The sequence below is a fragment of the Roseibium sediminicola genome (genome assembly GCF_023156505.1).
Classification (GTDB): domain Bacteria; phylum Pseudomonadota; class Alphaproteobacteria; order Rhizobiales; family Stappiaceae; genus Roseibium; species Roseibium sediminicola.
Genome location: NZ_JALNMJ010000018.1, coordinates 60,713 through 85,172 on the forward strand (window position 1 = coordinate 60,713; position 24,460 = coordinate 85,172).

Annotated in this window: 22 protein-coding genes; 14 read left to right on the forward strand and 8 right to left on the reverse strand. The window is 61.1% G+C overall.

Going from position 1 to position 24,460, the window contains the following annotated elements; all coding sequences use genetic code 11:
- Positions 1–95: 95 nt before the first annotated feature.
- Together ilvD and M0H32_RS21640 are read right to left on the reverse strand one after the other, a co-directional pair.
- Positions 96–1,940, reverse strand: coding sequence for a dihydroxy-acid dehydratase (ilvD, locus tag M0H32_RS21635; RefSeq protein WP_248157559.1), 1,845 nt, complete (start codon positions 1,938–1,940; stop codon positions 96–98).
- A 160-nt stretch (positions 1,941–2,100) separates the two neighbouring features.
- A complete protein-coding gene (locus tag M0H32_RS21640; protein ID WP_282449478.1) occupies positions 2,101–3,072 on the reverse strand; it encodes an AraC family transcriptional regulator in 972 nt (323 codons plus the stop codon).
- Positions 3,073–3,193: 121 nt separating this feature from the next.
- On the opposite strand from M0H32_RS21640, the gene M0H32_RS21645 reads away from it, so the two are divergent.
- Complete coding sequence (locus M0H32_RS21645) at positions 3,194–3,598, forward strand: DUF4345 domain-containing protein (RefSeq protein WP_248157563.1); 405 nt, start codon at positions 3,194–3,196, stop codon at positions 3,596–3,598.
- A gap of 93 nt (positions 3,599–3,691) precedes the next feature.
- Here M0H32_RS21645 and M0H32_RS21650 read toward each other — a convergent pair whose 3' ends face one another.
- The 3 genes from M0H32_RS21650 to M0H32_RS21660 form a co-directional block, all read right to left on the reverse strand.
- Positions 3,692–4,798, reverse strand: coding sequence for an alkene reductase (locus tag M0H32_RS21650; RefSeq protein WP_248157564.1), 1,107 nt, complete (start codon positions 4,796–4,798; stop codon positions 3,692–3,694).
- Between the two features lie 113 nt (positions 4,799–4,911).
- A complete protein-coding gene (locus M0H32_RS21655; protein ID WP_248157565.1) occupies positions 4,912–5,511 on the reverse strand; it encodes a TetR/AcrR family transcriptional regulator in 600 nt (199 codons plus the stop codon).
- A gap of 103 nt (positions 5,512–5,614) precedes the next feature.
- Positions 5,615–6,814 carry an ABC transporter substrate-binding protein gene (locus M0H32_RS21660; RefSeq protein ID WP_248157566.1) on the reverse strand — a complete coding sequence of 400 codons (1,200 nt, stop codon included), beginning with the start codon at positions 6,812–6,814 and terminating at the stop codon, positions 5,615–5,617.
- A gap of 306 nt (positions 6,815–7,120) precedes the next feature.
- On the opposite strand from M0H32_RS21660, the gene M0H32_RS21665 reads away from it, so the two are divergent.
- From M0H32_RS21665 to M0H32_RS21675, 3 genes are all read left to right on the forward strand, one after another.
- Positions 7,121–8,308 carry an SH3 domain-containing protein gene (locus M0H32_RS21665; protein WP_248157567.1) on the forward strand — a complete coding sequence of 396 codons (1,188 nt, stop codon included), beginning with the start codon at positions 7,121–7,123 and terminating at the stop codon, positions 8,306–8,308.
- Between the two features lie 105 nt (positions 8,309–8,413).
- Positions 8,414–8,890: a hypothetical protein gene (locus tag M0H32_RS21670; RefSeq protein ID WP_248157568.1), complete on the forward strand. Its 477-nt coding sequence runs from the start codon at positions 8,414–8,416 to the stop codon at positions 8,888–8,890.
- A gap of 143 nt (positions 8,891–9,033) precedes the next feature.
- Entirely contained in the window at positions 9,034–10,230 is a 1,197-nt protein-coding gene (locus M0H32_RS21675) for a lytic murein transglycosylase (protein ID WP_248157569.1), read from the forward strand.
- Between the two features lie 282 nt (positions 10,231–10,512).
- Here M0H32_RS21675 and M0H32_RS21680 read toward each other — a convergent pair whose 3' ends face one another.
- The 3 genes from M0H32_RS21680 to M0H32_RS21690 all read right to left on the reverse strand — a co-directional run bounded on the left by M0H32_RS21680 (position 10,513) and on the right by M0H32_RS21690 (position 13,636).
- Entirely contained in the window at positions 10,513–11,061 is a 549-nt protein-coding gene (locus M0H32_RS21680) for a cupin domain-containing protein (RefSeq protein WP_248157571.1), read from the reverse strand.
- A 131-nt stretch (positions 11,062–11,192) separates the two neighbouring features.
- A complete protein-coding gene (gene mdlC, locus M0H32_RS21685) occupies positions 11,193–12,797 on the reverse strand; it encodes a benzoylformate decarboxylase (protein ID WP_248157573.1) in 1,605 nt (534 codons plus the stop codon).
- Between the two features lie 134 nt (positions 12,798–12,931).
- Positions 12,932–13,636, reverse strand: a complete 705-nt coding sequence (locus M0H32_RS21690) for a metal-dependent hydrolase (RefSeq protein WP_248157575.1) — start codon at positions 13,634–13,636, stop codon at positions 12,932–12,934.
- A gap of 317 nt (positions 13,637–13,953) precedes the next feature.
- On the opposite strand from M0H32_RS21690, the gene M0H32_RS21695 reads away from it, so the two are divergent.
- The 10 genes from M0H32_RS21695 (at position 13,954) to dprA (ending at position 24,446) form a co-directional block, all read left to right on the forward strand.
- The gene (locus tag M0H32_RS21695) at positions 13,954–16,362 is read left to right on the forward strand and encodes a bifunctional diguanylate cyclase/phosphodiesterase (RefSeq protein WP_248157577.1); all 2,409 of its coding nucleotides are present in this window, start codon (positions 13,954–13,956) and stop codon (positions 16,360–16,362) included.
- Positions 16,363–16,430: 68 nt separating this feature from the next.
- A complete protein-coding gene (gene ruvX / locus M0H32_RS21700; RefSeq protein ID WP_248157579.1) occupies positions 16,431–16,928 on the forward strand; it encodes a Holliday junction resolvase RuvX in 498 nt (165 codons plus the stop codon).
- Between the two features lie 204 nt (positions 16,929–17,132).
- Positions 17,133–17,696: a hypothetical protein gene (locus M0H32_RS21705; protein WP_248157581.1), complete on the forward strand. Its 564-nt coding sequence runs from the start codon at positions 17,133–17,135 to the stop codon at positions 17,694–17,696.
- Positions 17,697–17,799: 103 nt separating this feature from the next.
- Positions 17,800–18,726, forward strand: coding sequence for an AEC family transporter (locus tag M0H32_RS21710; protein ID WP_248157582.1), 927 nt, complete (start codon positions 17,800–17,802; stop codon positions 18,724–18,726).
- Positions 18,727–18,931: 205 nt separating this feature from the next.
- On the forward strand, positions 18,932–19,192 hold the full coding sequence (locus tag M0H32_RS21715) for a hypothetical protein (protein WP_248157584.1): 261 nt from the start codon (positions 18,932–18,934) through the stop codon (positions 19,190–19,192).
- 163 nt (positions 19,193–19,355) lie between these two features.
- Entirely contained in the window at positions 19,356–20,312 is a 957-nt protein-coding gene (locus tag M0H32_RS21720) for an aspartate carbamoyltransferase catalytic subunit (RefSeq protein WP_425607346.1), read from the forward strand.
- Between the two features lie 20 nt (positions 20,313–20,332).
- Positions 20,333–21,634 (forward strand): dihydroorotase, encoded by a 1,302-nt coding sequence (locus M0H32_RS21725; RefSeq protein ID WP_248157586.1) that lies wholly within the window; start codon positions 20,333–20,335, stop codon positions 21,632–21,634.
- 103 nt (positions 21,635–21,737) lie between these two features.
- Positions 21,738–22,517, forward strand: a complete 780-nt coding sequence (locus tag M0H32_RS21730; RefSeq protein ID WP_248157597.1) for a DUF3108 domain-containing protein — start codon at positions 21,738–21,740, stop codon at positions 22,515–22,517.
- Positions 22,518–22,647: 130 nt separating this feature from the next.
- On the forward strand, positions 22,648–23,310 hold the full coding sequence (gene plsY / locus M0H32_RS21735; RefSeq protein WP_248157598.1) for a glycerol-3-phosphate 1-O-acyltransferase PlsY: 663 nt from the start codon (positions 22,648–22,650) through the stop codon (positions 23,308–23,310).
- Positions 23,307–24,446 (forward strand): DNA-processing protein DprA, encoded by a 1,140-nt coding sequence (gene dprA, locus M0H32_RS21740; RefSeq protein WP_248157599.1) that lies wholly within the window; start codon positions 23,307–23,309, stop codon positions 24,444–24,446. Before plsY ends, dprA begins: the two co-directional genes overlap by 4 nt.
- Positions 24,447–24,460 lie beyond the last annotated feature (14 nt).

Consider the following 24,460-nt stretch of genomic DNA (forward strand, 5'->3'; position numbering starts at 1 on the left):
ATGTGAAACAAGAACCCCTGCTTGGCAATTCTTGAAACTGAAAAAGGCGGACCTAAGGCCCGCCTTTTCTTGCAGAGAAAGTTGCGTTTTGCCGATCAGTCGACTTCGCGGACAGCTCCCTTGGACGCGCTGGTGGTCATCTTGGCATAGGCTCTGAGTGCCTTGGAGACCTTGCGCTTGCGCTGCTCGAGCGGCTTCCAGGCTGCTTCGCCCTTGGCCTCCATGGCCGCGCGGCGCGTTGCCAGTTCCTCGTCCGACAGATCGACTTTCAGCACCCGGTTCGGAATGTCGATCACGATGATATCGCCTTCCTCCACCAGGCCGACGGCGCCGCCCTCGGCGGCTTCCGGCGAGATATGGCCGATGGAAAGGCCCGAGGAACCGCCGGAGAAACGGCCGTCGGTGACCAGTGCACAGGCCTTGCCGAGACCCTTCGATTTCAGATAGCTGGTCGGATAGAGCATTTCCTGCATGCCCGGACCGCCGCGCGGACCTTCATAGCGGATCAGCACGACGTCGCCTTCCTTGACCTTTCCGGTCAGGATCGCGGAGACCGCGCTGTCCTGGCTCTCGAAGATCCGGGCCGGGCCGGAGAATGTCAGGATGCTTTCATCAACCCCGGCGGTTTTGACCACGCAGCCGTCCTCGGCGATGTTGCCGTAAAGAACCGCGAGGCCACCGTCCTTGCTGTAGGCGTGGTCCAGTTCGCGGATGACGCCGGACTTGCGGTCGAGATCGAGATCGTCCCAGCGGCGTTCCTGGCTGAAGGCGACCTGGGTCGGAACCCCGCCCGGAGCCGCCATGAAGAACTTGTGCACGCTTTCGGAATTGGTCTGGCGGATGTCCCAGCGTGCCAGCGCTTCCTTCATGGTGGCGGAATGCACGGTCGGCACATCCGAATGCAGCAGGCCGGCCCGGTCGAGTTCACCGAGAATGCCCATGATGCCGCCGGCGCGGTGCACGTCTTCCATGTGGATGTTTTCAACCGCCGGCGCGACCTTGCACAGAACCGGAACGCTCTTGGAGAGACGGTCGATGTCATCGATTGTGAAGCCGATCTCACCTTCGTGGGAGGCCGCCAGAAGGTGCAGGATCGTGTTGGTCGAGCCGCCCATGGATATGTCCAGGCTCATGGCGTTCTCGAACGCCTTGAAGCTGGCGATGTTGCGCGGCAGGACGCTCTCGTCATCCTGCTCATAGTAGCGCTTGGCGAGGTCGACGATAAGGTGACCGGCCTCGACGAACAGGCGTTCGCGGTCCGCATGGGTTGCCAGGGTCGAGCCGTTGCCCGGCAGCGACAGGCCGAGCGCTTCCGTCAGGCAGTTCATGGAATTGGCCGTGAACATGCCCGAGCACGAGCCGCAGGTCGGACACGCATTCTGCTCCAAGGCAAGCACGTCTGCGTCGGACATGCGGTCGTCGGCAGCGGCAACCATGGCGTCGACAAGATCGACGGCCTTTTCGACGCCGTTTTCCAAAACCACCTTGCCGGCTTCCATCGGACCGCCGGAGACGAAGACTACGGGAATGTTCAGCCGCATGGCCGCGTTCAGCATGCCCGGGGTGATCTTGTCGCAGTTGGAAATGCAGACGATCGCATCGGCGCAGTGACCATTGACCATGTATTCGACCGCGTCGGAAATGACCTCGCGCGAGGGCAGCGAATAGAGCATGCCGTCATGCCCCATGGCGATGCCGTCGTCGACCGCGATGGTGTTGAATTCCTTGGCGACGCCACCGGCCTTTTCCACTTCGCGGGCGACCAGCTGGCCAAGGTCTTTCAGGTGCACATGGCCGGGTACGAACTGGGTGAAGGAGTTGGCAATCGCGATGATCGGCTTGCCGAAATCATTGTCCTTCATGCCGGTCGCGCGCCACAGGCCACGCGCGCCTGCCATGTTGCGTCCATGGGTCGACGTTCTGGAACGATACGGGGGCATTGTTTCTCTCCCTCTGCGGGCCGATTGCGCGTGTCCCAGCCTGACAGCATCGGCTGAAACCCGGAATCTAGGGCCCAAATCTGTCTCTGACACAGGGTTTGACAGGTTTTCCGACGGAGTGAAAGGGCGGATTGGCAAAAAAGTGTACGCTCCGGTACGGTTATCCGCGCCGCACGGATCCGGGCGTCCGGCCCGTGAGCTTTTTGAAGGCCCGGGAGAAGGCAGCTTCCGATTCATACCCCGCCCGCGCGGCGATCTCGGCCAGGGACAGTTCTCCCTGCCGCAGGTCGGCGCGTGCCAGCTGCATCCGCCAATGGCTGACATATTCCATGGTGCCCTCGCCCGTCAGGCTCTTGAAACGGGCAGCAAAGGCGGAGCGCGACATGCCCGCGGCGGAAGCGAGACCGGCGACGGTCCATCCGGTTTCAGGAGATTGGTGAAAAGCTTGCAGGGCGCGGCCGATCTTGGGATCGCGCAAGGCAGCCAGCCAGCCGGTTGCCAGATTATCGGCATTTTCGAGCCAGCCACGAATGGCCTGCACCACAAGGATGTCGGTCAGGCGGGTCAGGACCGTCTCGCCGCCCGGCCTCGGATTGCGCGCTTCCTCGGCCAGATAGGTGAGCGTGGTCTTGACCCAAGCCCCGGCCCGGGGTTCGTAACTGTCCAGAAAGATTGCCCTTGGCAACAGGCTGACCAGCCGGTCCGCCGCCGCGTGGTCCACTTTCAGAACCCCGCAGGTCATACGGGTGACCGCGCCGCCACCGCCGTGCACCATGGTCTCGAATTGCGGGCTGTGACGGGTTGCTGGAATGTTAAACAGCGGTGTCAGCGAACTGCCCGGCTTGTCTCTTATGTCAACGGGACGGCCGTGCGGCAGCAGCACAAGCTGCCCCGCCGACAACGGCAGGTCTTTACCGTCTTCGAATTCGACAAGGCAAGCTCCCTCGGTGACGGCAATCAGAACAAGTTGCCTGTCGAGGTCCGGAACCGCGATGCCCCAGGGAGCCGACAGTTCCGGCACGCAATAGAATGTGCCGGTGAGTTGCAGAAGATGCAGCACATCGCCAAGGGGATCCCTCCTCGCGGCAAGATCCTCAGCTGATGCGGTAGAAGGCAGCGGCGCGTGTGACAAGAAAGATTACCCGGAGAGCCCGTTTGGACGATCTGCAATAAAACTAGCACATCCAGGCATGGATCATCCAGACCCGTTCGATCATCTTGGGGTCAGTGCCCCGCAAATCTGGAGTTCCCCCATGCGCACCCTTCCCAGGAAAGTCGCCTTGGGCCTGACGGCCCTCACCTCTTTTGTCATTGGCAGCCTGCTTGTTTTCGCCCCCGGCGTCCTTTTCGGCCTGAACGGGATCGTCCTCGATCCGTCGGCCGCAATGATGAGCGAGATCCGTTCCCCCGGGGTGCTGATCCTGCACGTCGGGGTCGTCGCCACTGCGGGACTAATGAACCAGGGTTTCGATCGTCCGGCCCTGCTGGTTTCAGCAGGGTTGCTGCTGGCCTATGGCGTTGGACGCCTGATCAGCTTGCCGCTTGACGGAATGCCGCCCATGTCGCTGCAAGTGGCGGCGGCCGTGGAGCTCAGTCTCGGGGCTTGGTGCGCAATGCTTGCGCTGCCTCGGAGCGAACGGCAAGCAGCGTCGGCATAAAAAGAAAGCCGGTGCGGGCAAAGCCACGCACCGGCTGTCCTTCAGACTGCCCCAGAAGGGGGTGGATGTCGGGCAGCCTGAAACTCCTGTCTGTTATTCGGCGGCGACAGAGGCTTCCGCCAAAGTCGGATAGTCCGTGTAGCCCTTCTCGGTGCCGCCATAGAGCGTGTCGGTATCGAGCGCGTTCAGCGGGGCATCCCTTTCAAGGCGTTGGACCAGATCCGGATTGGAAATGAACGGTCGGCCGAAGGCGACGAGATCGATGTCTCGGTTCTCGACTGCTTCGATTGCGGATGTGCGGTCGTAGCCGTTGTTGCCCATGCGGGCCCCGTCGAAGAGCGCGTAAAGTGCCGCCAGATCGCCGCCTTCCGGGATGTCGCGCGGGCCGCCGGTCTGGCCTTCGACCAGATGCAGATAGGCAAGGCCATAACCGTTGATCAGCTTGATCGCGTGCGAGAAGGTCGCCTGCGGGTTGCTGTCGGCAATGTCGTTGGCATTGGAGAACGGGCTCAGGCGGATGCCGACCCGGTCGCCGCCCCAGACACCGGTCACCGCGTCGAGCACTTCCTTCAGGATTCGAGCCCGGTTTTCGATGGACCCGCCATAGGCATCGTCGCGTTTGTTGGAGCCGTCACGCAGGAACTGGTCGATCAGGTAGCCGTTGGCGGCATGAATTTCGACGCCATCGAATCCTGCTTTCTTCGCATTCTCGGCGGCCTTGCGATAATCCTCGACAATGCCCGGGATCTCGCTGATGTCGAGCGCACGCGGCTGCGGCGTGTCGACAAATTGCGTGCCGTCGAAGGTTTTCGACTTGGCGGCGATGGCGGACGGAGCCACAGGGTCAGCGCCTCCCGGCTGCAGCACCGGGTGGGAGATCCGACCCACATGCCAGAGCTGGATGACGATCTTGCCGCCCTTGGCGTGAACGGCATCGGTGACCTTTTTCCAACCGGCGACCTGGGCCTGCGAATAGATGCCCGGTGTCCAGGCATAGCCCTTGCCCTGGGGCGAGACCTGAGAGGCTTCGGTGATGATGAGCCCTGCCCCCGCGCGCTGCTCATAGTATTTCGCGGTCAGCTCGTGCGGAGCGTCGTCCTCGGCTCGTGCCCGGTTCCGGGTCAACGGAGCCATCACGATGCGGTTCGCCAGTTCGATGGCTCCGGCCTTGGCAGGGGTAAACAGTTTTGCATCCGACATGGTCAGCTTCCTTGTGATGGTTATGTTCCGGTTTCGTTATTTTTGGACTAATCAGTCCATAATTAGCCGCATGCCCTTTCTGGCTGGGCATTGTCTTTGCCGATCCGCGTTTCCTAGTCCGGAAGCACGGAACGGGCCTGTTGGAGGGTTCTGGCGATCCGCTCCGGCGCGATGCCGGCCTTGCGAAGCGCCAGGGTTCCGATGGCGAGCGAATAATAGGCACTCGCCTTGTCGCGGGCCGTATCCGGATGTGCCGGATCAATGGCCTTGGCGAAGATCTCCTCGATATGATCGATGTGACGGCGGCCGAGTTCGGCCACCTTCTCGTCATGAGGGGCAAGTTCGGTGATGCAGTTGATCAGCAGACACCCCCTGTTGCCGCCTTCCGGATTGGCCAGGGCCTGCAGGATTGCGTCGACCGCCTCGTCGCCCGCCTCGTCGGCGACCTCCTTGAGGGTCTGGATCCCTTTCCGGGAATAGTGCTCCACCGCCCGCAGAAACAGGGTCTGCTTGCAGCCGAACGCGGCGTAGAAACTCGAGCGGCTGAGGCCCATCGCCTTGGTCAGATCGTCCAGGGAGGTGGCTTCGAACCCCTTCTCCCAGAACACCCGCATGGCCGCATCGAGCGCCGCCGCTTCATCGAAACTGCGCGGGCGTCCCGGTCCGGCCTGGCGCTTGTCGGCGCTGGCAATATGGCTGTCTGCTTGGCTCATGATCCTGATATGGACCACACAGTCCAGAATGCAAGAGGTCTGGAAACGGTTTTTGGACTGAGCGTTTCAAAAACTTGATCGACGGGCGAACGCCGCTTAGACCTCACATCCGGCACGAACCGGAATAGGCATCGCCAACATCATCGAAGATCCGGGCGACCGCTTCCATCTCATACAGGCGGCTGGTACGGCGAACGCCTTCGACGAGGTAGAAATCCTGGATCGGAAACTGATTGGAATTGAAACGGAAGTCCCCGCGCACGCTTTCAAAAGGCGCCGCGCTGATCGCCGACAGCATGGCTTCCTGGTCCTTGATGCCGCCGGTCAGCTCCAGGGCAAAATGGATCAGCTTGGCGGCATCGTAGCCTTGCGCCGCATAGATCGACGGTGCGTATTTGTAGGTCCGTCCGAATTCACGCACGAAACGCTTGTTCGCCGGGTTGTCCAGATTTGGCGCCCATTGGGACGCCGAAAACAGGCCTTCGGCCATCTCGCCCGTAAAGGGCAGCGTCAGCGCGTTCACCGTATTGGCGGACAGGAACGGAATGATACCCTTCAGACCGGACGTGTGGAACTGCTTGACGAATTCAACGCCCATGCCGCCCGGCATGAAGACATAGATGGCGTCCGGTTCGAGTTCACCGACCTGCTTGAACTCCTCGGCGAAATCGGTCTGGCCGAGCTTCGGGAACAGTTCACGGGCGATCTGGCCCTTGAAGTGGCGCCGGAAAGCGGCCACGGCATCACGCGCCGCCTCATAGTCGGGCGCAATCGTCACCACCTGCTGGTAGCCTTTCAGGCTGGCGTATCGTCCCATGGTCTCGTGGACCTGGTCGTCCTGAAACGCTGTGGAGAAGAAATACCGGCTGCATTTGCGCCCGGCGATCGGCGCGGGTCCGGAATGGGTTCCAATAAACAGCGTTTTCGAGCGCACGATCGGATCATGCACGGCAAACATGATCTTAGAGAAATTCACACCGACAATGATGTCGACGCCGTTCTGTTCGATCAGTTTGGTGGCCTGTTCCAGCGCGTAGTCCGGGTCGAGCTTGTCATCGACCTCGATCACATTTGTCGGCAGACCGCCGAGCGCGCCATTGGATTGCTGCACCGCCAGCATGAAGCCGTCGCGCATGTGTTTGCCGTAGATCGCGGCCGGGCCGGACAAGGTCCCCATCAGTCCGATTTTCAGATCCTGCACCTCCTGGGCGGCGGCTACCTGGACGGCCAGGGCAAGCCCCGCAGCCAATCCGGCAAGTGGTCTGGCCGTGCGCGTGAAGAGATGTGAAAACCAGCGTTTCATGATCATGTGCCTGTCTGCTTCGTGGTCCAGTTGCCTGCTGGACGGTGCGGCGCGGGCCGATCCCGCACTCCGGCGGGCAGCTTTGCGGCAGTTTGGCAAAGACAAGTTAGGCTTTTGCAAACAGACCGGCGTTCCAGGCAGGAAAACACAGCCTCGTCACAATTACCGAAAAATTCCTCAGAGCCGCCGCAATCCGGCCTGTCTGACGACGCATTAACAAATGTTAATAGCCCTTGGGCACTGTCCCTTGTTCCGTACCGGCGAGCTCCCTTTCAATGGGTAAGCCGCACTCTCCAGGAGGGCCACATGTATTTTGTACCCGCGCCAGCCGCTGCTTGCGATGACTTTGCAGGCACCACTCCTGACAATGCACCAAAACAAAAATCAAGAACCGAACTGAAACTCGTTCCGAACGCGTCGCCCGAGCAGATCGGGCCACCAAACGATCCGGAACTTGACGCCGGAATCCTGGCAGCCAGGATCCTGCAAATGCACGCCGCCTCCGATCCGCTCGGACAACCGGGGTGCCGGCCGCCGAAACTCGTCGACGCGCAGGAAGATCCGGCCCTCGAACTTCCGGGAATTCTCAAACGCCAGGACCGGCCAGGCGCTGCCCCCCGACTTGCGCCGCAGCCGGTTCCACAACCCGCTCAGTGGGCGGGCTGCTCGGGAAAAGCGCGCACCGCGCCTGGGTTTCAAGCCCTTTTGGCCAGCACCGTGCTGATCGCCGCGCTGACGGCCGGTGGCCTCTATTTCGCCTCGGGTCATTTCCTTGATGGCCAGCAGACACGCACGGTCGCAACTCAGAGCATCGCGGCAGTGCCAACGATTGAAAGCCTGATTGCGGAGGACGCCGCAGCGCAGGAACCGTATTCCGATGCGGCTAATCCTAATCCCAGCCCACAACAGATCGCCCAGGCCAAAGCCCGCATTCGAAGCGCCTTCCACGCCGCCAGCGCCGCCGCTCACACCTCGGACGATTTCTCCCGCCCGCTGAGCAATCGGAATGTGCCGGCCACCGAAGACAGCGCGAAGGACCAGGGACGTCTGGTCGCGACCACGTCCATCACCGAAGCGACGCCGTCGCCGCAAGCAACCGGGGGCCCACCGTCAGAGGCAGGCAATGTCTCCGAAACCACTATCGCCGCTGTCCGTGCGGCTCCTGTGGACAAGGACACACCGATCACTGCCGATCCCAAGACTTCCTCTTCAGAAGGTCCCTCGGTGGCCATCGCAACGGCCGCTGCCGGAACCGGCGCTCCTGCAGAGGCGGCAACTGTTGCCGAAGCGAATGCCGGCGGCTATCCCAATACCGGCACAGTTACGGCCTCGGTGAATTTCCGGCAGTCGCAAGACAAGGACGCCACCGTCCTCGGTGTGATCCCGGCGGGAACACAAGTTCAATATGACAATTGCGGCCTCTGGTGGTGCGGCATTGTTCATCAGGGACAAGCGGGTTTTGTCGGCCAGAAATTTCTGGAACGGTCACAGTAGAGCCTTGTTAAGAGCCATAGGATAGGCTGATGACAGTGTGCGTCTCCCGTCGCAACCGCCGCGGGAGACGCTTCCGGCTTCGGCCTTGCCGACAGGAGACGGACCATGGCTCACCCTTCCCTCAAGTGCCCCCTTCTGGCCTTCGGGCTCCTCCTTTCCACCGGAGTACCGCCTGTTCTGGCGGACGGCACGGACTGCGTCGTCTACGCCACGGATTATGCCAACGCTCATATGGGCAGCGGCGACGCGGTGGGAGACGCGGTCTCGGGCGGCATGGCCGGCGCGGTTGTCGGAGGTGAATGGCAAGGCGCGTCCGGAGCCTATCGCGGCGCACGGGCCGGCGCTGCCCTTGGCGTTCTGAACAATCTCGGTTCCATGCCCGGCGGCTGGCAGGCGCTTTATGACACCGCCTATCAGATGTGCGAGCAACAGGCCTCGGGTGTGAACGCCCCCTATTACACCGCGCCAACCCTCGGCACGTCCGATCCGGATTGCCGCTCTTCGGCGAGCGTCAATGCTCCGCTCAAACGCTCACCGAACGGCGCCATCATCGCCGGATCGGGTCTCAGCGGCTGCCAGTAAGCCACAGCCTCACCTGCCGACATCGTGGAAGACGCGGGAATGCGTCCCAAGGGCGGTTGACCTTGCGTGCGAAGCACAGTCAACTATGGCCGATTTTTGAACGCTCCGGCCCGCCATCGCGCCCAGACCGACAGGATTATTGCATGACCCGCCGTCTCCGCTCTTTCCCCACCTTCGCAAAAGCAGCCCTGACCGGCCTCCTGATTTCGACAGCGCCTACCACGGCGCAGCAATGCGGCGGCGACTTCAGGCAGTTCCTCGCTGGGGTCAAGCAGGAAGCGGTTTCCAAGGGGTTGTCGCCGCAGGCCGCCGACCGGACGCTCGCCGGCGCCCAGATCGACCGCAAGGTGCTGTCGCGCGACAGGGCCCAGGGCGTCTTCAAGATGACCTTTCTGGACTTTTCCAAACGTGTGATTTCCGGTTATCGGATGAAGAACGGCGCCGCCAACATGAAGAAATACGCCGGCGTGTTTCAGCGCGAGGAAGCGCAATATGGCGTTCCAGCGCCGGTGATCACCGCTTTTTGGGCGCTGGAGACCGATTTCGGCGCAGTCCAGGGTGATTTCAACACCGTCAATGCGCTGGCGACACTGGCCCATGACTGCCGCCGCCCGGAACTGTTCCGCCCGCAGCTGATCGCGGCCATCGAGATGGTTCAGCATGGCGACCTTGATCCGGGCTCCACGACCGGCGCCTGGGCCGGTGAAATCGGCATGGTTCAGATGCTGCCGGAAGACATCATCAAGTTCGGCAAGGACGGCAATGGCGACGGCCACGTGAAACTGAAGGAAAGCGCGGAAGACGCGATCATGACCGCCGGCGCGTTCATCGAGCATCTTGGCTGGCGCCGCGGCGAACCCTGGCTGCAGGAAGTGGCCGTGCCGCAAAACCTCAACTGGATTGAAACAGGCCTCGGCAAGACCAAGACCGGCGGGCAATGGGCCGCTCTCGGCGTTCAGCCGCGCTGGGGCCAGATTTCCTCCAACCTGCCCGCGTCGCTGCTTCTGCCGCAGGGCCGCAAGGGACCGGCTTTCCTCGCGTATTCCAACTACAACATCTATCTGGAATGGAACCAGTCCTTCGTCTACACGACGACGGCGGCCTATTTCGCCACCCGCCTTGCCGGTGCCCCGGTCTACACCCAGGGCAATCCGGATCCGGGCCTGAACGACGCCCAGATGAAGCAGCTGCAGACCAAGCTTTCGCAGATGGGCTACGACGTCGGCAAGATCGACGGCATTCTGGGCTCCGGCACCCGCGATGCCGTGCAGCAAGTGCAGCAGAAGCTTGGCATGCCTGCCGATGCGTGGCCGACGCCCGAGCTTCTGAACAGGCTTTAGGGCCCGCTCAGGACGTTGGCCTTCCGCCGGTCGTCTTGCGGCAAGACCGGCCGTCTCCTCCTGGCGGCGAAGCTGACCGCGCTGATTGCGGGGCCTACCACCTTTATGCCCGCCCGTAGCAGTCGCACTGGAACACAGTATGTCCGGCAACTCGGTTGCACACGAGGGCACTACCGTATGCCTTTTCCAGGTCCGGTCTCACACGCCATGGCAACCGTTTGCGGAAAAGGCCGGTCGACCCGTTGCAGTCAGGCAGGCAGCGCGCCGGCCCGCTTCATCCCGCTATTGCACCTTGGCCTTGTCCGAGCCTGGCGCGGGTTCCTCGACGACCGCCTTGCCGTCATCGCCCAGCAGGAAAACCGCCAGGATCCTGGCCGGCCCGTCGCCCGTGTTTTCACCGCGATGGGTCACATCCATGGCTTCGAGAAGGCCGTCGCCTTGCCGGTAGACCTTCTTGCCGATCTCCTCATAGGTGACCGTGATTTCCCCTTCCAGCATATAGGCAAAGAGAGGGGCATGATGCTGATGCCAGCCGGTCACCTCACCGGGCGCCATGGTGATTTCAATGGCCCGGACGGACGGGTTTTGCTGCGGAAAGGAAACCTTTTCACCGGCAACGGTCAGGTCGCCAGTGAAGACGTCCCGCACCGTTTCATAAGGCGTTTTGGCCGCCGCGGCCTCGTCCTCAGCTGCCTTTGAGCCTGGTTTGGCATGGGGCTGCGACGGCGCAGGCTTGCCGTCCGGCGTGATCGACTTGTCCGCCGACAGAACAGGGGCCGCCAGGAGCGTGCCGCTGAGTACGATGATGCCTGCGAGAATTGGCAGCTTCATTTCTTCGTCCCTGGTGATTGCAGTTAGTGAATGTCCGGCTCGCCGTATGCGGCGCACCTAACATCCGATTGCGCCGACATTGTGCCCGAGCTTTTACGCCACAACAACATTCTCTCTTTTAGTTGAACAGCTTATCCAAGCAGCGAGCGCAGTTTCGGCGATATCTCGACCTCGATCACCGAAGTGCCCTCATGCGCCAGGGCTTCCTTGAGCGCCGCAGTCAGGTCATCGGCCGTCTTGACCTTTGTCGATCTGGCTCCGTAGCCGCGGCCCAGCGCCTCGATATCCAGCCCCGGCAGGTCGAGACCTGGCACATTCGGGGTTTCCTCCAGGATCGCGAATTCCTTCAGGATCGCATACTCGCTGTTGCGCATGGCCACGAAGATGACATGTGCTTTCTCTTGAACGCCAGTATAGATGCTTTGGACCGAGTACTGAAAGGATCCGTCGCCAATGACCGCGATCACGGGCCGGTTGCGGCCGCTTTCCCCCTCGGCCAGTGCCAAGCCGACCGCCGCGGGCATGTCCCATCCAAGGCCGCCAGAGGCAAAGGTGTAGAACATGTCGGGCTTGTCGATCGGGATCTGCCGCTCCAGTTCGATGACATTCGAAGGAGACTCCTCGACCAGAACGAACTCTTCGGGAGCAGCTTCCCGGATCAGCTTGTAGACGGCATCCGGCGTCAGCGGAAGTTCAGCGAGGTCCGGCACCGGAGCGGCCTCTTTCGAATAGGGATTGGGCGTTTTCGCCCGCTTTAGCAGCAGTGGCTGAATGGCTTCAAGAAACAGCTTGCTGTCCGAGATCAGGCTGTCGCCGACCGGCGCTTTCGAGGCCATGTCCGGATCGTCGGTGACATGAAGCAAGGCCGTCCCGGCCGGAAGATAGTCACCGGCCACATAGGGATAATACCGGAACACCGGTGCACCGACAGTGACAACAAGATCATGGCCCTCCAGCCGCTCGCAAATGGGCCCTATGGCGGAGGGCAACGCCCCGGCATGCAGGGGGTGGCTCTCGGGAAACGGCGTCCGCTCGGCAAAGGGGGCCGTCAGCACGGGCGCGGACAGGGTTTCGGCAAACGCAATGCCTTCCTGCCAGGCCTGGGAACGGGCAATGTCCGACCCATAGACCAGAACGGGGTTCCTTGCTCCGTTGATGCGATCCGCAAAGTCACGGATCCGCGCGGGGTCCGCAGCTGAGCGCTGCGCAACGGATCTTACCTGCGCCGGCCCCTCCATTTCCTTGTCCCAGTCGTCAAGCGGCAGGGACAGGAACACCGGTCCGCTCGGCTGCTGGACGGCCGCTGCATAGGCGCGCATGAAGGCCGCCGGCACATCTTCCGCACGTGCCGGCTCATAGCTCCATTTCACCCAGGGCTGGGGCATCAGCGTCGCGTTGATGTTTGTCAGCAGCGGCTCGAGCAGCAACATGGCCCGGGTCTGCTGACCGGCCGTCAGGATGAGCGGTGTCTTGTTCTGATAGGCCGTCAGGATGCAGCCCATCGCATTGCCGAGACCGGCTCCGGTGTGCACGTTGACGATTACCGGTTTTCTGAGGCCCTGCGACAACCCGTCCGCGATGCCGACCACGCTGGCTTCCTGCAGCGACAGCACATATCTGAAATCCTTGGGGAAGTCCTTGAGAAAGGTTTCTTCGGTGGATCCTGGATTGCCCACAATCGTCGTCAGGCCCAGTTCACGCAACAAGTCAAACGTAACGTCTTTCACTGTCGGCATTTCCACTCTCCTGAAAACAGGCCGTTCAACAACGAAGTCAAGTCAGTTTCCCGAATGGACCCGATGAGCGGCTATTGAAAATTGTTATTGAACTCCTGCGTCGTCCTCTCTTCCAGCTTGCGTACCCGGCCGCGTCAGAAGTCGACCGATGCCCCGGGTTTCAATGCCGACACTTTGCCGCTGTCCGGGCCCATTGCGCCGACAAACGTGTCGGAGGTCTGGTCGATAATCGGAAAGGAGCCATAGTGACACGGCACGATCGTATCGAAATCGAAGAATTTCCGGCAGGCCAAAGCCGCAACCTTGCCGCCCATGGTGAACCGGTCGCCGATCGGCACAATCCCGATCCGGGGGCGGTAGATTTCGTTGATCAAGGCCATGTCGGAGAAAATGTCGGTGTCGCCCATATGATAGAGCACTTTCTGGCCCGGCACCTCGATGATCACTCCGTGCGGATTGCCGAGATAGATCGCCTCGCCGTCGCTCTGCTTTGACGATGAATGCACCGCCGCCGTCAACGCGACCTTGAACGGCCCGGCATTGACCATGCCACCGGTGTTCATCGGGCTGATATTGTCGACACCCTGCCGTGTCGCCCACATGCAGATCTCGAAATTCGAGGTCAACTGCGCCCCGGTCTTTTTCAGAATTTCGATGGAGTCGCCAATGTGATCATCATGACCGTGGGTAAGAATGACATGGGTTACCCCTTCTGCGACCTGCTCCACGTCAAGCTCTTCCGGAAAAGACGGGTTCCCGGTGAGAAAGGGGTCGATCAGGATCGAGGCGCCATCGATGTCGATCTTGAAGGCGGAATGTCCGTACCAGGTCAGTTTCATCAATGTCTCCCGAATTTCAAAAGCTTGCCAGGAAACTTAGCAGCCTGCGAGGCCGAGCAACAAGAGGATATCATGCCCGGTGAAAGTGATGGTTATCTGGACTTCGCCCTGACGAACATCACCACGCGATCTCCAAGGACATTGCAATCATTGCCGATGTTAACACACGCTCGATTTTGCTACGGTTGTACAAAATGCAAACCACGGCAATAAGGCGAGACCGTTTCTTGCGAGATGACCGTGGACCAGAGGGCGCGCCTATCGAACCAGCAAGGTGACGCTTCTGTATGTGCTTGGGCTGGGCATGGGGCATTGAGATGAAGATCCGTACTTATCTGGTCTTCAGTTTTCTGGTTGCGGCACTGCTTCCGACGCTCATTTTCAGCGTCTGGTCCTACCGGGACGCGGTCAGCCGTGAATTCGCCGAAGTCAAGGACCGGCACCTTCTGCTGGCCCACAAGGCCGGATTGTCGCTCGACCGCTACCAGCGCGACCTCGTCACAACCTTCAAGGCCGTCAGCAGACAATTGTCCAACGGCGGCGATCCGCAGGAATTTGTCGAACTTCTGGGCCGCCTGAACCTGTGCAGCGTTCTGCTGACCGACAAATATTCGGGCCGGGTCACCGCAAGCCTCAGCATGCCAAATGCGGGCGTCATCAGTGGCATAGACGTAAGAATCCACGACGCTCTAAAGGAGATTGCCCAGGCGGACAGCCCCACCTTCTCCAAGGTCACCGCACTATCTGACGACCGGAATGTCCTTTTTCTGGTCCAGGAGCTGGAACAGCATTACGCCATCGGCTTGATCGATCCGGACTTTTTCATCGAACTCGGCAAGAGCATCGTCTTCGGCGAAAAAGGCCACGCGGCAATTGTCGACCAGACCGGCACCGTCATCGCGCATCCACGCCCCGACTGGGTCAAAGAGCGCAAGAACCTTTCGCAGATTTCCGCCGTCGCCCGCATGATGAAGGGCGAAACCGGCATCGAGACTTTCTATTCTCCGGCGGTCGAGAAAGACATGATTGCCGGCTTCACCACCGTGAACGGACCCGGCTGGGGTGTGATGGTGCCGCAGCCCGTGTCGGAAATCTACGACAAGGTCAGTCAGAACCAGTCTTCCCTTTTGGCAATCGTCGCTGCAGCATTGCTTGCTACGGTTCTGGTCGGGCTGGCCCTTGCCAGATCGCTCTCCCGGCCTCTGGAGCGTCTGGCCCTGGCAATGCACACCAGCGCCCGAAACCGGAAACTGGCTCCGGTCGACCCTGTGGACGGGCCGGTCCGTTTCACCGAAATCACGGATTTCTGCGACAGCTACAACCGCATGGTCGCGCGCATGACCAAGGCTGGAGAGCAAATCGAGAAACTGGCCTTCAGCGATCATGTCACCGGATTGCCGAACCGGGATCATTTGCAGGCCGTTGCCGAACGGATACTGAAAGAGGCGACAGAGACCGGCCAGGGCGGCGTTCTCCTGCTGATAGACCTCGACAATTTCAAGGAGGTCAACGACCTCCACGGACACCATGTGGGCGATCTGCATCTCAAGGCTTGCGCCCGTACGCTTGCAAGCATGGCGGAAGGTCTCGATCTGAGTGCGGAGGACAACACGGGCGCAGCCTTAGCGCCGCCGCTGGTCGCGCGGATCGGCGGCGACGAATTCATAGTGATGATCCAGGGCCTTCGGTCAAACGGCAAGATCCGCACATTCCTGGAAGACCTGCTTCTGGCCCTCTCCGTTCCAAGCACAGACCTCAGCGTATCTCCGAGCGCCAGCATCGGCTGCGCACGCTTTCCCGAAGATGGCCGGGAGCTTGAGGAGCTCATGAAACGCGCCGACATCGCCATGTATCATGCCAAACACGCCGGCAAGAACCGGATGCAAATCTATTCGCCGGCCATCGGCACGCAATCAGCCGCCGAAACGCGGCGCGACCTTATTGCAGCCATCGACAACAACCAGCTCCATCTGGAATACCAGCCGAAGATCTGCACGCGCCGGCGCAAGGTCATCAGCGTCGAGGCGCTGGCGCGCTGGGACCATCCCGAGCTCGGATGCCTGCTGCCGGAACACTGGATTCCGCTCTTGAACGGCTCTCACGCGATGAACCGTCTGGGCGAATGGGTGATCGCCCAGGCGATGGAGGATCACGGGACGCTCGCACGAGAGGGCCATGACCTATGGGTCTCCGTGAATATCGGCTCCAACCATTTCGTCTCGCCGGGCTTCATCGACGCGATCGAGACGATCCGGTCCAACTTGCGGTTTGACTGCCGGCAACTCGAATTGGAAGTCACTGAGGATGCCCTGTTCGCGTCGGAACAGCGGGCGCTGACAACCTTCACCCGTCTGCATGAACTCGGCTACCGGGTCTCTATCGACGATTTTGGCACCGGCTATTCGAACATCACCCGCCTCGCCGGATTGCCGGTCGATTTCCTGAAGATCGATCAATCACTGATCACCGGAGCCAGCGCGGATCCGCGCATCCGGACCATCCTGGCTTCAACCATCGATATGGCGGAAAAACTGGGTTGCTTCACGGTCGCGGAAGGCATTGAAACCCGGAACCAGGCCGAGTTCGCGACTCTTCTTGGGGCCAATTGCCTGCAGGGACGGTATTTCACACAAGGCCTGCCGCTTGCGGATCTGATGTCCTGGCTTGAGCTCCAGAAAGGCCCGGCCGGTCATGTCTATCTGCGGCCGGAATCGGCAGCCATTTGAGGCGGGCACCTTTACATCAAACACTGTTCCTGCTGGATCATCCGCATCCGGCCTGATAAAGCCACGCCATGGCAAACGATCCCGCACTCCCGCTCGAAGACTTCATGGCCGCCGTTCCTGCCGGCACACGGCTGATCGGCCTCGATCTCGGCACCAAGACCATAGGCCTGGCGCTGTCGGATCTCGGCCGCGGCATCGCCTCCCCGATGGAAACGATCAAGCGCAAGAAATTCACGCTGGACGCGGAAAAGCTCCTGGAGATCTGCGCCAAACAACAGGTTGGCGGCATGGTGCTCGGCCTGCCGCTCAACATGGACGGCAGCGAGGGGCCCAGGGTCCAGGCCACCCGCGCCTTTGTACGCAACCTGGCCCAAAAAACGGATATCCCGATCACCTATTGGGACGAGCGCCTGTCCACAGCCGCCGTGACCCGGACGCTGCTGGAAGCCGATTCCAGCCGGGCGAAACGCGCCGAAGCCGTCGACAAGATGGCCGCCGCCTTTATCCTGCAGGGCTTTCTGGACCGACTCGGGTTTATGGGCTTAGATAGCCGCCGTCTATTCTAAGGCAGGAGTGTCTCGCCCAACACACGCGGATTTTTGCTTTCAACGCATCGCTTTTCTAACATGCATGCTTAAAAGAAAAATGTAGAACTCACCTTGCCAACGTTTGGCGATAAAAGTTGCGTAAAAAATCAACGAAATAGTTAAATTTCGGAATCGTATTTTTCAGATCCAAGAGTAGAAATCGAGACTTAGGAAAATCATTCGATGCCAGGCTTCATCAGGCTGAAAAAAACACTTCTCGTTTTGGTATCATTACTCTGCTTCTCCTCGCCCGCGATTGGAGCAGCAATTAAGAACGTTTCAATAAGACCAATGAGCGCCTCTAGTCACATTGAGGAAGAGCAAGTTCAAAGCTTTATGAAATCAGTTGTCCAAGTTTATTTACTCTACGGAGAATATTCGACTGAACTTGACGGGTTTCCAAACTTACTTTTTCTCTCCGGATCGGGATTTTTGTTAGACGGAGCCATAAACTTGGAGAAAGTTCAAGAATTCCTCCCCGGAATGACCCAGGAAGATGCAGATTTTTTTAGAGGCGATTCTGATAGTTGCTTGGTAGTAAGCCTTCCTTTGAAGGAATTTGATGTTGTACTGGGTGTGAATGACACTTCAAACTCTTCTCAAGACATGAACTTTCGTTGCGTACTGGATGCTGTATCTTTCTTTTTGGATGCGGACAGCCATCAGAGTATCGACGGTGACAGCGTTCGAGCTTATTTTCGAAACCTGATCGACGCATTGAAAGCACGCTACTCAGAAAAAAAATAGCGGTGGCTGCAAGCCACCCAAAAATTGGATAGGGGCAATGATAAGTTGGTAGCAGAGGCACGGCCCCACCCTTCGCCTCCCATCAATCGCGAAAGCCCGATCCATGCTGACGACCCTGTCCGCCCTCGTGCCGGTGATCCTCGTGATCGCCTCCGGTTATCTGATCGCCCGCACCGGGCTGATCACGGGCGAACAATGGCGCGGTGTCGAGCGGCTGGCCTATTACGCGCTGTTTCCGGCGGTCCTGTTCCGGACGATCTCCCAGGCGGATTTCAACAGCTTCCCGACGCTCAATATGGGCGGCAGTCTACTCGCCTCGATTTTCACAATGGCGCTCGTGCTGCTGCTGGCCAGAACCGCGATCGAGCGGATCTGGGGCATCGGGCCGGATCGGTTCACGTCGATCTTCCAGGGCACCCTGCGCTGGAACGCCATGATCGCGCTGGCAATTGCCGACAATGTCGCCGGCGACCTCGGCCTCGCGATGCTCGCGGTCGCCATGGTGTTCATGATCCCGGTTCTGAACGTCGCCAGCATCCTGGTGCTGTCGCGTTATGCCAGCGGCACCTCGCCGAGTGGCGCCAAGATCGCCCGCGATCTCTACACAAATCCGTTCATTCTCTCGATCGGTGCGGGTGTGCTCATGAATGTCAGCGGTCTCGCCATGCCCTCCCTGATCGACGATACGCTCGGCATATTCGCGCGCGCTGCCTTGCCGATCGGCATCATCTGTGTCGGTGCCGGGCTGGACCTCGGCTCCCTGCGCCGTCCAGGCCCTGCGCTCACCATGGGCACCTTTTTGCGCCCCGTCTTCATGCCGCTGCTGGCGTTTGTCTTTGCCAGCCTGTTCGGTGTCACCGGCCCTGCGCTTGCGGTCGTGGTCATCGCGAGCGCCGTTCCCTGCGCCAGCAACTCCTATCTGCTGGCACGGCAGATGGGTGGCGACGCCAAGCTGATGGCGGAAATCATCACGCTACAGACCCTGGCAGCGACGGTGACGATCCCCCTGGCTCTGCTTCTGTTCACCTGACACACGCGTCCTTGGCAGGAGCGCAGCTGTCAGGCGCATTGCACACCGGATCCAAAGAGTCCCGGCCCTGCCTGGGCTCACGTGTCGAACTGGCAGAAACTGTCAGCAAATTCAGCACATTATCGAATTGTCAGTTGTTCCGGCAACCGCTTCGGCGAAACAATGCCTGTGTTTTCAGTCACCGATTTCAGACACAGGAACAAACATGAAAAAGACACTGCTCGCCCTCGCGCTGACCCTCAGTTTCGCAGGTCCGGCCTTTGCCGGCGACTGCAGCATCGAAAGCGTTCAGCAAAAGGCGCTCGACGTTGCCACCGAATTGCAGAGCTTTGCGCAGAAGGACCCGGCGCGGTTCCAGGAAATCACCCAGGAAATGCAGACGGAAGCCGCCAAGTTGCAAACCACCGGCAACGTCCAGGAGCTCTGCGACTATTACGACAAGGTCCTGGACGAAATCCGGGCCTGATCCATCCAGAAGAGACATCACGGATCTCTCAGCGGCGGCGTCCTTCGAGGCGCCGCTTGGTTTTGTCCAAGCGTTCAAATATTTAGCCGATGTGTGGACAGCGGGCATGATGGCATTTCCGCGCTTGTGCAGTCTCCAAAAGCCCCTTATAGGGATGGTCTCGATGACCGCGACAGACACCCATCGAGACAGCCCCTATCCCCATCGTCATTTGCTGGGCATAGAGGGCCTTCACCCCCACGAAATTCTGGGCCTTTTGGACCGTGCCGAGGAAGCCGTCGAGGTTTCCCGCCAGATCCACAAGCGCAAGCATGTCCTTGCCGGACGCACCCAGATCAACCTGTTTTTCGAGAACTCCACCCGGACGCAGAGCTCGTTCGAGCTGGCCGGAAAACGGCTGGGGGCGGATGTGATGAACATGGCGGTGTCCCAGTCTTCTGTCAAAAAGGGCGAGACCCTGATCGACACGGCCGCGACCCTGAACGCGATGCATCCCGATCTGCTGGTGGTCCGCCACCACGCTGCCGGCGCCGTGCACTTGCTTGCGCGCAAGGTCAGCTGCTCGGTGGTCAATGCCGGTGACGGTCCACACGAGCACCCGACCCAGGCGCTGCTCGACGCGCTGACGATCCGGCGCCACAAGGGCAAGATCGCCCGGCTCACCGTGGCGATCTGCGGCGACATTGCCCATTCCCGCGTCGCCCGCTCGAACATCATCCTCCTGAACGCGCTCGGCGCCAGGGTGCGGGTGATTGCCCCGTCCACGCTGCTGCCCTCCGGCATTGGCCAGATGGGCGCCGAGGTGTTCACGAGCATGAAGGAAGGCCTTGCGGGGGCCGACATCGTCATGATGCTGCGCCTGCAGCGCGAGCGCATGAATGGGGCCTTCGTACCATCCGTGCGCGAATATTACCGCTATTACGGGCTCGACGCGGAAAAGCTTGCCTACGCCAATGAAGACGCGCTGGTGATGCATCCGGGCCCCATGAACCGGGGTGTCGAGATCGACGCCTCGATTGCCGACGGCGCCCAGAGCCTGATCCGCGAACAGGTGGAAATGGGCGTTGCCGTGCGCATGGCCGTGCTTGAGGCGCTCGCCGCCAACCTGCCGAACAACTGACGACCAGAGGACAGACAAAAGTGGCACTCGACACACCCAAACCTCTGGTTCTTTCCAACGCCAGGGTGATCGATCCGGCACGCGGTCTCGACGTGCCCGGCTCTGTCATCATTGCCGACGGCACCATCCTGGCCGCCGGTCCGGAAGCGGCCAATCAGGGCGCACCCTACGGCGCCGAGATTGTCGACTGCAAAGGCGCGATTGCCTGCCCCGGCCTGATCGATTTCTGCGTCTCCGTCGGCGAACCGGGCGCGGAACACCGCGAAACGCTTGCCAGCGCCTCCAACGCGGCGGCAGCCGGCGGTGTCACCACCATCTGCACCATGCCGGACACCGACCCGGTGATCGACGACCCGGCACTGGTCGACTTCATCCTGCGCCGGGCCCGCGACACCGCCAGCATCAATGTCCTGCCGCTCGCAGCTCTGACAAAGGGCCTGCGGGGCGAGGAAATGACCGAGATCGGCCTTCTGAAGGAAGCCGGTGCCGTTGCCTTCACCAATGGCCACAAGTCGGTCAAGAACGCCCAGGTGATGCGGCGCATGATGACCTATGCACGGGATTTCGGCGCGCTGGTGATCCATCACACGGAAGATCCGGATCTGGCAGGCGGGGTCATGAATGCCGGGCTTAATGCCAGCTGGAAAGGCCTTTCCGGCGTGCCGCGCGAAGCGGAAATCATCATGCTGGAGCGCGATCTGCGCCTGGTTGCCATGTCCAAGGGCAAATACCACGCGAACCTGATCTCGACCGCCGACAGCGCCGATGTCATCCGCGCCGGCAAGAAAAAGGGCCTCGACATCACCGCCGGGGTCTCGATCAACCACCTCACCCACAACGAAAACGACATCGGCGCCTACCGAACCTTCTTCAAGATGTCGCCGCCGCTTCGGGACGAGGACGACCGGCAGGCGATGATCGCCGCCGTCGCCGACGGCACCATCGACATCCTGTGCTCCAACCACGATCCGCAGGACGTGGAAACCAAGCGCCATCCCTGGGCCGAGGCCGAGGACGGCGCGATCGGTCTGGAGACCCTTCTTGCCGCGGCACTCCGGCTCTATCATTCCGAGCAGGTCGATCTGGTCACGCTCCTGGCAACCATGACCTGCCGCCCGGCGGACCGCCTTGGTCTTGAAACCGGCCGCCTTGCCAAGGGCGCCCCGGCGGACGTCACCGTGTTCGATCCGGAGCGGCCGTGGGTCCTGGAGAAAAGCGCGATCCGCTCCCGCTCCAAGAACTCGCCCTTCGAGGATGCCAGGTTCTCCGGCCGGGTGCTCAGAACCGTGGTCTCCGGCAGGACGGTCTATTCCTACAGCTGAAGAACGAAGCAGGCGCAATCGGGACCGCATTTTTGCGGTCCATCCGCCTTGCCGCCACAATTCTCGTCAAGCTTTCGCCGACCTGATCCAGCGGATGACCTTGATGCGCCTGCCACTTCTCTTTTCGACAATGCTGCTGCTGTCGGCCGGATCGGCCTCCGCGGCCGACCTTTATCTGAAATATAAGCTCTATGCGCTGAGCCTGCCCATCGGCTCGGGCGTCCTGAATGTGAATGTGAACGACGGCAGCTATTCCTTGAGCGCCGACGGGCAGACGGCGGCCTTCGGCCGGCTGGTCTCCGACGGCAAGGGCAAGGTCAAGGCAGCGGGAAACGTCCGGGATCTAACGCTGAGCCCCGCCAGTTATGCGCTCGATCTGAAAAGCACGGACGAGACCGGGACGGTCGCCATGACAATGCGCGCGGGCAAGGTGGACACCGTTGCGGTCAATCCGCCCCAGGACCGGATGAAGGAACGGATCAAGGTCACGGCTGCCCATCTGAAGAATGTTCTCGACCCCTTGAGCGCTGCACTGTTACCGGCGCCCAAAAGCCTCTCGCAGGAAAGCTGCAACAGAAGTCTGCGGATCTATGACGGCAAGGAACGATACGACGTTCACCTCTCCTACAAATCGCGCCGCGCCGCCAAGACCTCGGACGGACGGTTCAAGGGCGAGGTGCTGGTCTGTGGCGTGCGTTATGAACCCGTCGCCGGCCACCGGCCCAAACGCAAATCGATCCAGGAACTCGCGAGCAACACCTCGATGGAGGTCTGGCTGGCGCCTGTAGGCAACAAACCCTACCTCGTGCCGCTTCGGGCGAGCATCACATTGCCCTTCGGTTCGCTGGTGGTGCAGGCGGAAAAATACAAATTGTCCAAGTGACCAGTGCGCCTCTCGCCCTGGCAGACTGACCCGACGACACGCAGGAATACGAACGACCGGACTTGATCCCGGCGGCCATGTCGCTACATTGCCCTCACAGTTTTTACCGATGTCACCGGAGTGTCTCAGGGTGCCCGATCCGATCAGCTGGGAATTGGCCTGGCCCTATTTTCTCGCCGCCCTCACCTTCGGCTATCTGCTCGGCTCGATCCCGTTCGGGCTGATTTTCACCCGCATGGCGGGCCTTGGCGACATCCGCAAGATCGGCTCCGGCAATATCGGCACCACAAATGTGCTGCGCACCGGCAGGAAGTCCCTGGCTCTGGCAACGCTCCTGGGCGACGGCCTGAAAGGCACGGTCGCCGTTTTGATCGTCAGCCATCTCTATGGCCAGGAAATGGCGCTGATCACAGGTCTGGGCGCCTTTCTCGGTCATCTCTTTCCTGTTTGGCTGAAATTCAAGGGCGGCAAGGGTGTGGCCACCTATCTCGGCATCCTGCTCGGGATCTTCTGGCCGATGTTCCTGCTGGCGGCCGGCATCTGGATCGCCATGGCCGCCGTGTTCCGCTATTCCTCGCTCTCCGCGCTGACCATGGCCTTGCTGACACCCATTCTGCTGTGGCTGGTGTTTCACCAGGTCCAGATGGCCGAAATGTTCGCACTTCTCTCCGCTCTGGCCTGGGCCAAGCACCATGAGAATATCGGCCGGCTCCTGCGTGGCCAGGAGAGCAAGATCGGCTCCAAGTCCAAGCCCCAACCCGACGCGGCCGCGCCCGGCAGCGGAGGCGCGTGAGCGGCCCTGGCAACGATAAAACCAAGCGCCTCTCCGAGGCAGACCGACTTGCCTGGCTGCGTTTAATACGCTCCGAAAACATCGGCCCGGTTACCTTCGCCGAGCTCCTCAGCCATTGCGGCACTGCCCAGAAGGCGCTTGAGCGTCTGCCGGACCTGTCCCGGCGCGGCGGCGGGAAAACCTACCGGCTCTGTTCCCGGGAGGCCGCCGAGGAGGAACTGGCCGCCCATCAGCGCATCGGTGCCAGGCTGGTTGCGCTTGGCGAAGAGGACTTTCCGCCCCATCTCCGGCACATTGACGGACCGCCGCCCCTGTTGTCGGTGCTGGGTGGAGACGTGATCGCGCGAGACCGGATGCTCGGCATCGTCGGCGCGCGCAACGCCTCCCTGTCGGGCCGCAAGCTCGCGGGCCGATTTGCCAAGGAGCTGGGCGCTGAAGGTTTTGCCATTGCCTCGGGTCTCGCCCGGGGTATCGACGCCGCCGCCCATGAAGCGGCGGTCCCGACCGGCACCGTCGCGGTCTTCGCGGGCGGGATAGACATTCTTTATCCACCGGAACATGACCGGCTGCTCGGCGCGCTGCTCCAGGCCGGCGGCGCGGCGATCAGCGAAATGCCTTTTGGCTGGAAACCGCGCGGCCGCGATTTCCCCAGGCGCAACCGTCTGATCTCGGGCCTGTCTCTCGGTGTGGTCGTGATTGAGGCCGCAAAGGCGTCGGGCTCCCTGCACACTGCCCGCTACGCCCTGGAGCAGAACCGGGAGATCTTTGCCGTCCCAGGTTCGCCGCTGGATCCAAGGTCGGAAGGGGCGAATGGCCTGATCCGTCAGGGCGCCACACTTGTCACGTCGGCCGCCGACATTCTGGAAGGCCTGTCCGGCCCGCTCGAACCCAGACTGTCCTTTACCGAAACGCACCGTCAACCGCCCTCGCCAACCGGACCGATCGAGCCGCCGGAACCTGACGACAAGCTTCGGACCAGGGTCCTGAATGCGCTCGGGCCGACCCCGGTCGACCTGGACGAGCTGATCCGTTTTGCCGATGGCGATGCCCGCTCCGTCCACATCCTGCTTCTGGAACTGGAACTCGCCGGACGCCTCGAACGGCATCGCGGCAACAAAATCTCGGCTCTGATGTGAAGGACCGATTTATC

Coding starts and splice junctions, on each gene's coding strand:
- M0H32_RS21730 (WP_248157597.1), top strand. CDS start 21,738: ATGCGCCTGCCACTTCTCTTTTCGACAATGCTGCTGCTGTCGGCCGGA.
- M0H32_RS21710 (WP_248157582.1), top strand. CDS start 17,800: ATGCTGACGACCCTGTCCGCCCTCGTGCCGGTGATCCTCGTGATCGCC.
- ruvX (WP_248157579.1), top strand. CDS start 16,431: ATGGCAAACGATCCCGCACTCCCGCTCGAAGACTTCATGGCCGCCGTT.
- M0H32_RS21695 (WP_248157577.1), top strand. CDS start 13,954: ATGAAGATCCGTACTTATCTGGTCTTCAGTTTTCTGGTTGCGGCACTG.
- M0H32_RS21675 (WP_248157569.1), top strand. CDS start 9,034: ATGACCCGCCGTCTCCGCTCTTTCCCCACCTTCGCAAAAGCAGCCCTG.
- M0H32_RS21665 (WP_248157567.1), top strand. CDS start 7,121: ATGTATTTTGTACCCGCGCCAGCCGCTGCTTGCGATGACTTTGCAGGC.
- M0H32_RS21720 (WP_425607346.1), top strand. CDS start 19,356: ATGACCGCGACAGACACCCATCGAGACAGCCCCTATCCCCATCGTCAT.
- M0H32_RS21650 (WP_248157564.1), bottom strand. CDS start 4,798: ATGTCGGATGCAAAACTGTTTACCCCTGCCAAGGCCGGAGCCATCGAA.
- M0H32_RS21645 (WP_248157563.1), top strand. CDS start 3,194: ATGCGCACCCTTCCCAGGAAAGTCGCCTTGGGCCTGACGGCCCTCACC.
- M0H32_RS21670 (WP_248157568.1), top strand. CDS start 8,414: ATGGCTCACCCTTCCCTCAAGTGCCCCCTTCTGGCCTTCGGGCTCCTC.
- M0H32_RS21690 (WP_248157575.1), bottom strand. CDS start 13,636: ATGAAACTGACCTGGTACGGACATTCCGCCTTCAAGATCGACATCGAT.
- M0H32_RS21715 (WP_248157584.1), top strand. CDS start 18,932: ATGAAAAAGACACTGCTCGCCCTCGCGCTGACCCTCAGTTTCGCAGGT.
- M0H32_RS21680 (WP_248157571.1), bottom strand. CDS start 11,061: ATGAAGCTGCCAATTCTCGCAGGCATCATCGTACTCAGCGGCACGCTC.
- M0H32_RS21705 (WP_248157581.1), top strand. CDS start 17,133: ATGCCAGGCTTCATCAGGCTGAAAAAAACACTTCTCGTTTTGGTATCA.
- M0H32_RS21660 (WP_248157566.1), bottom strand. CDS start 6,814: ATGAAACGCTGGTTTTCACATCTCTTCACGCGCACGGCCAGACCACTT.
- M0H32_RS21655 (WP_248157565.1), bottom strand. CDS start 5,511: ATGAGCCAAGCAGACAGCCATATTGCCAGCGCCGACAAGCGCCAGGCC.
- ilvD (WP_248157559.1), bottom strand. CDS start 1,940: ATGCCCCCGTATCGTTCCAGAACGTCGACCCATGGACGCAACATGGCA.
- mdlC (WP_248157573.1), bottom strand. CDS start 12,797: ATGCCGACAGTGAAAGACGTTACGTTTGACTTGTTGCGTGAACTGGGC.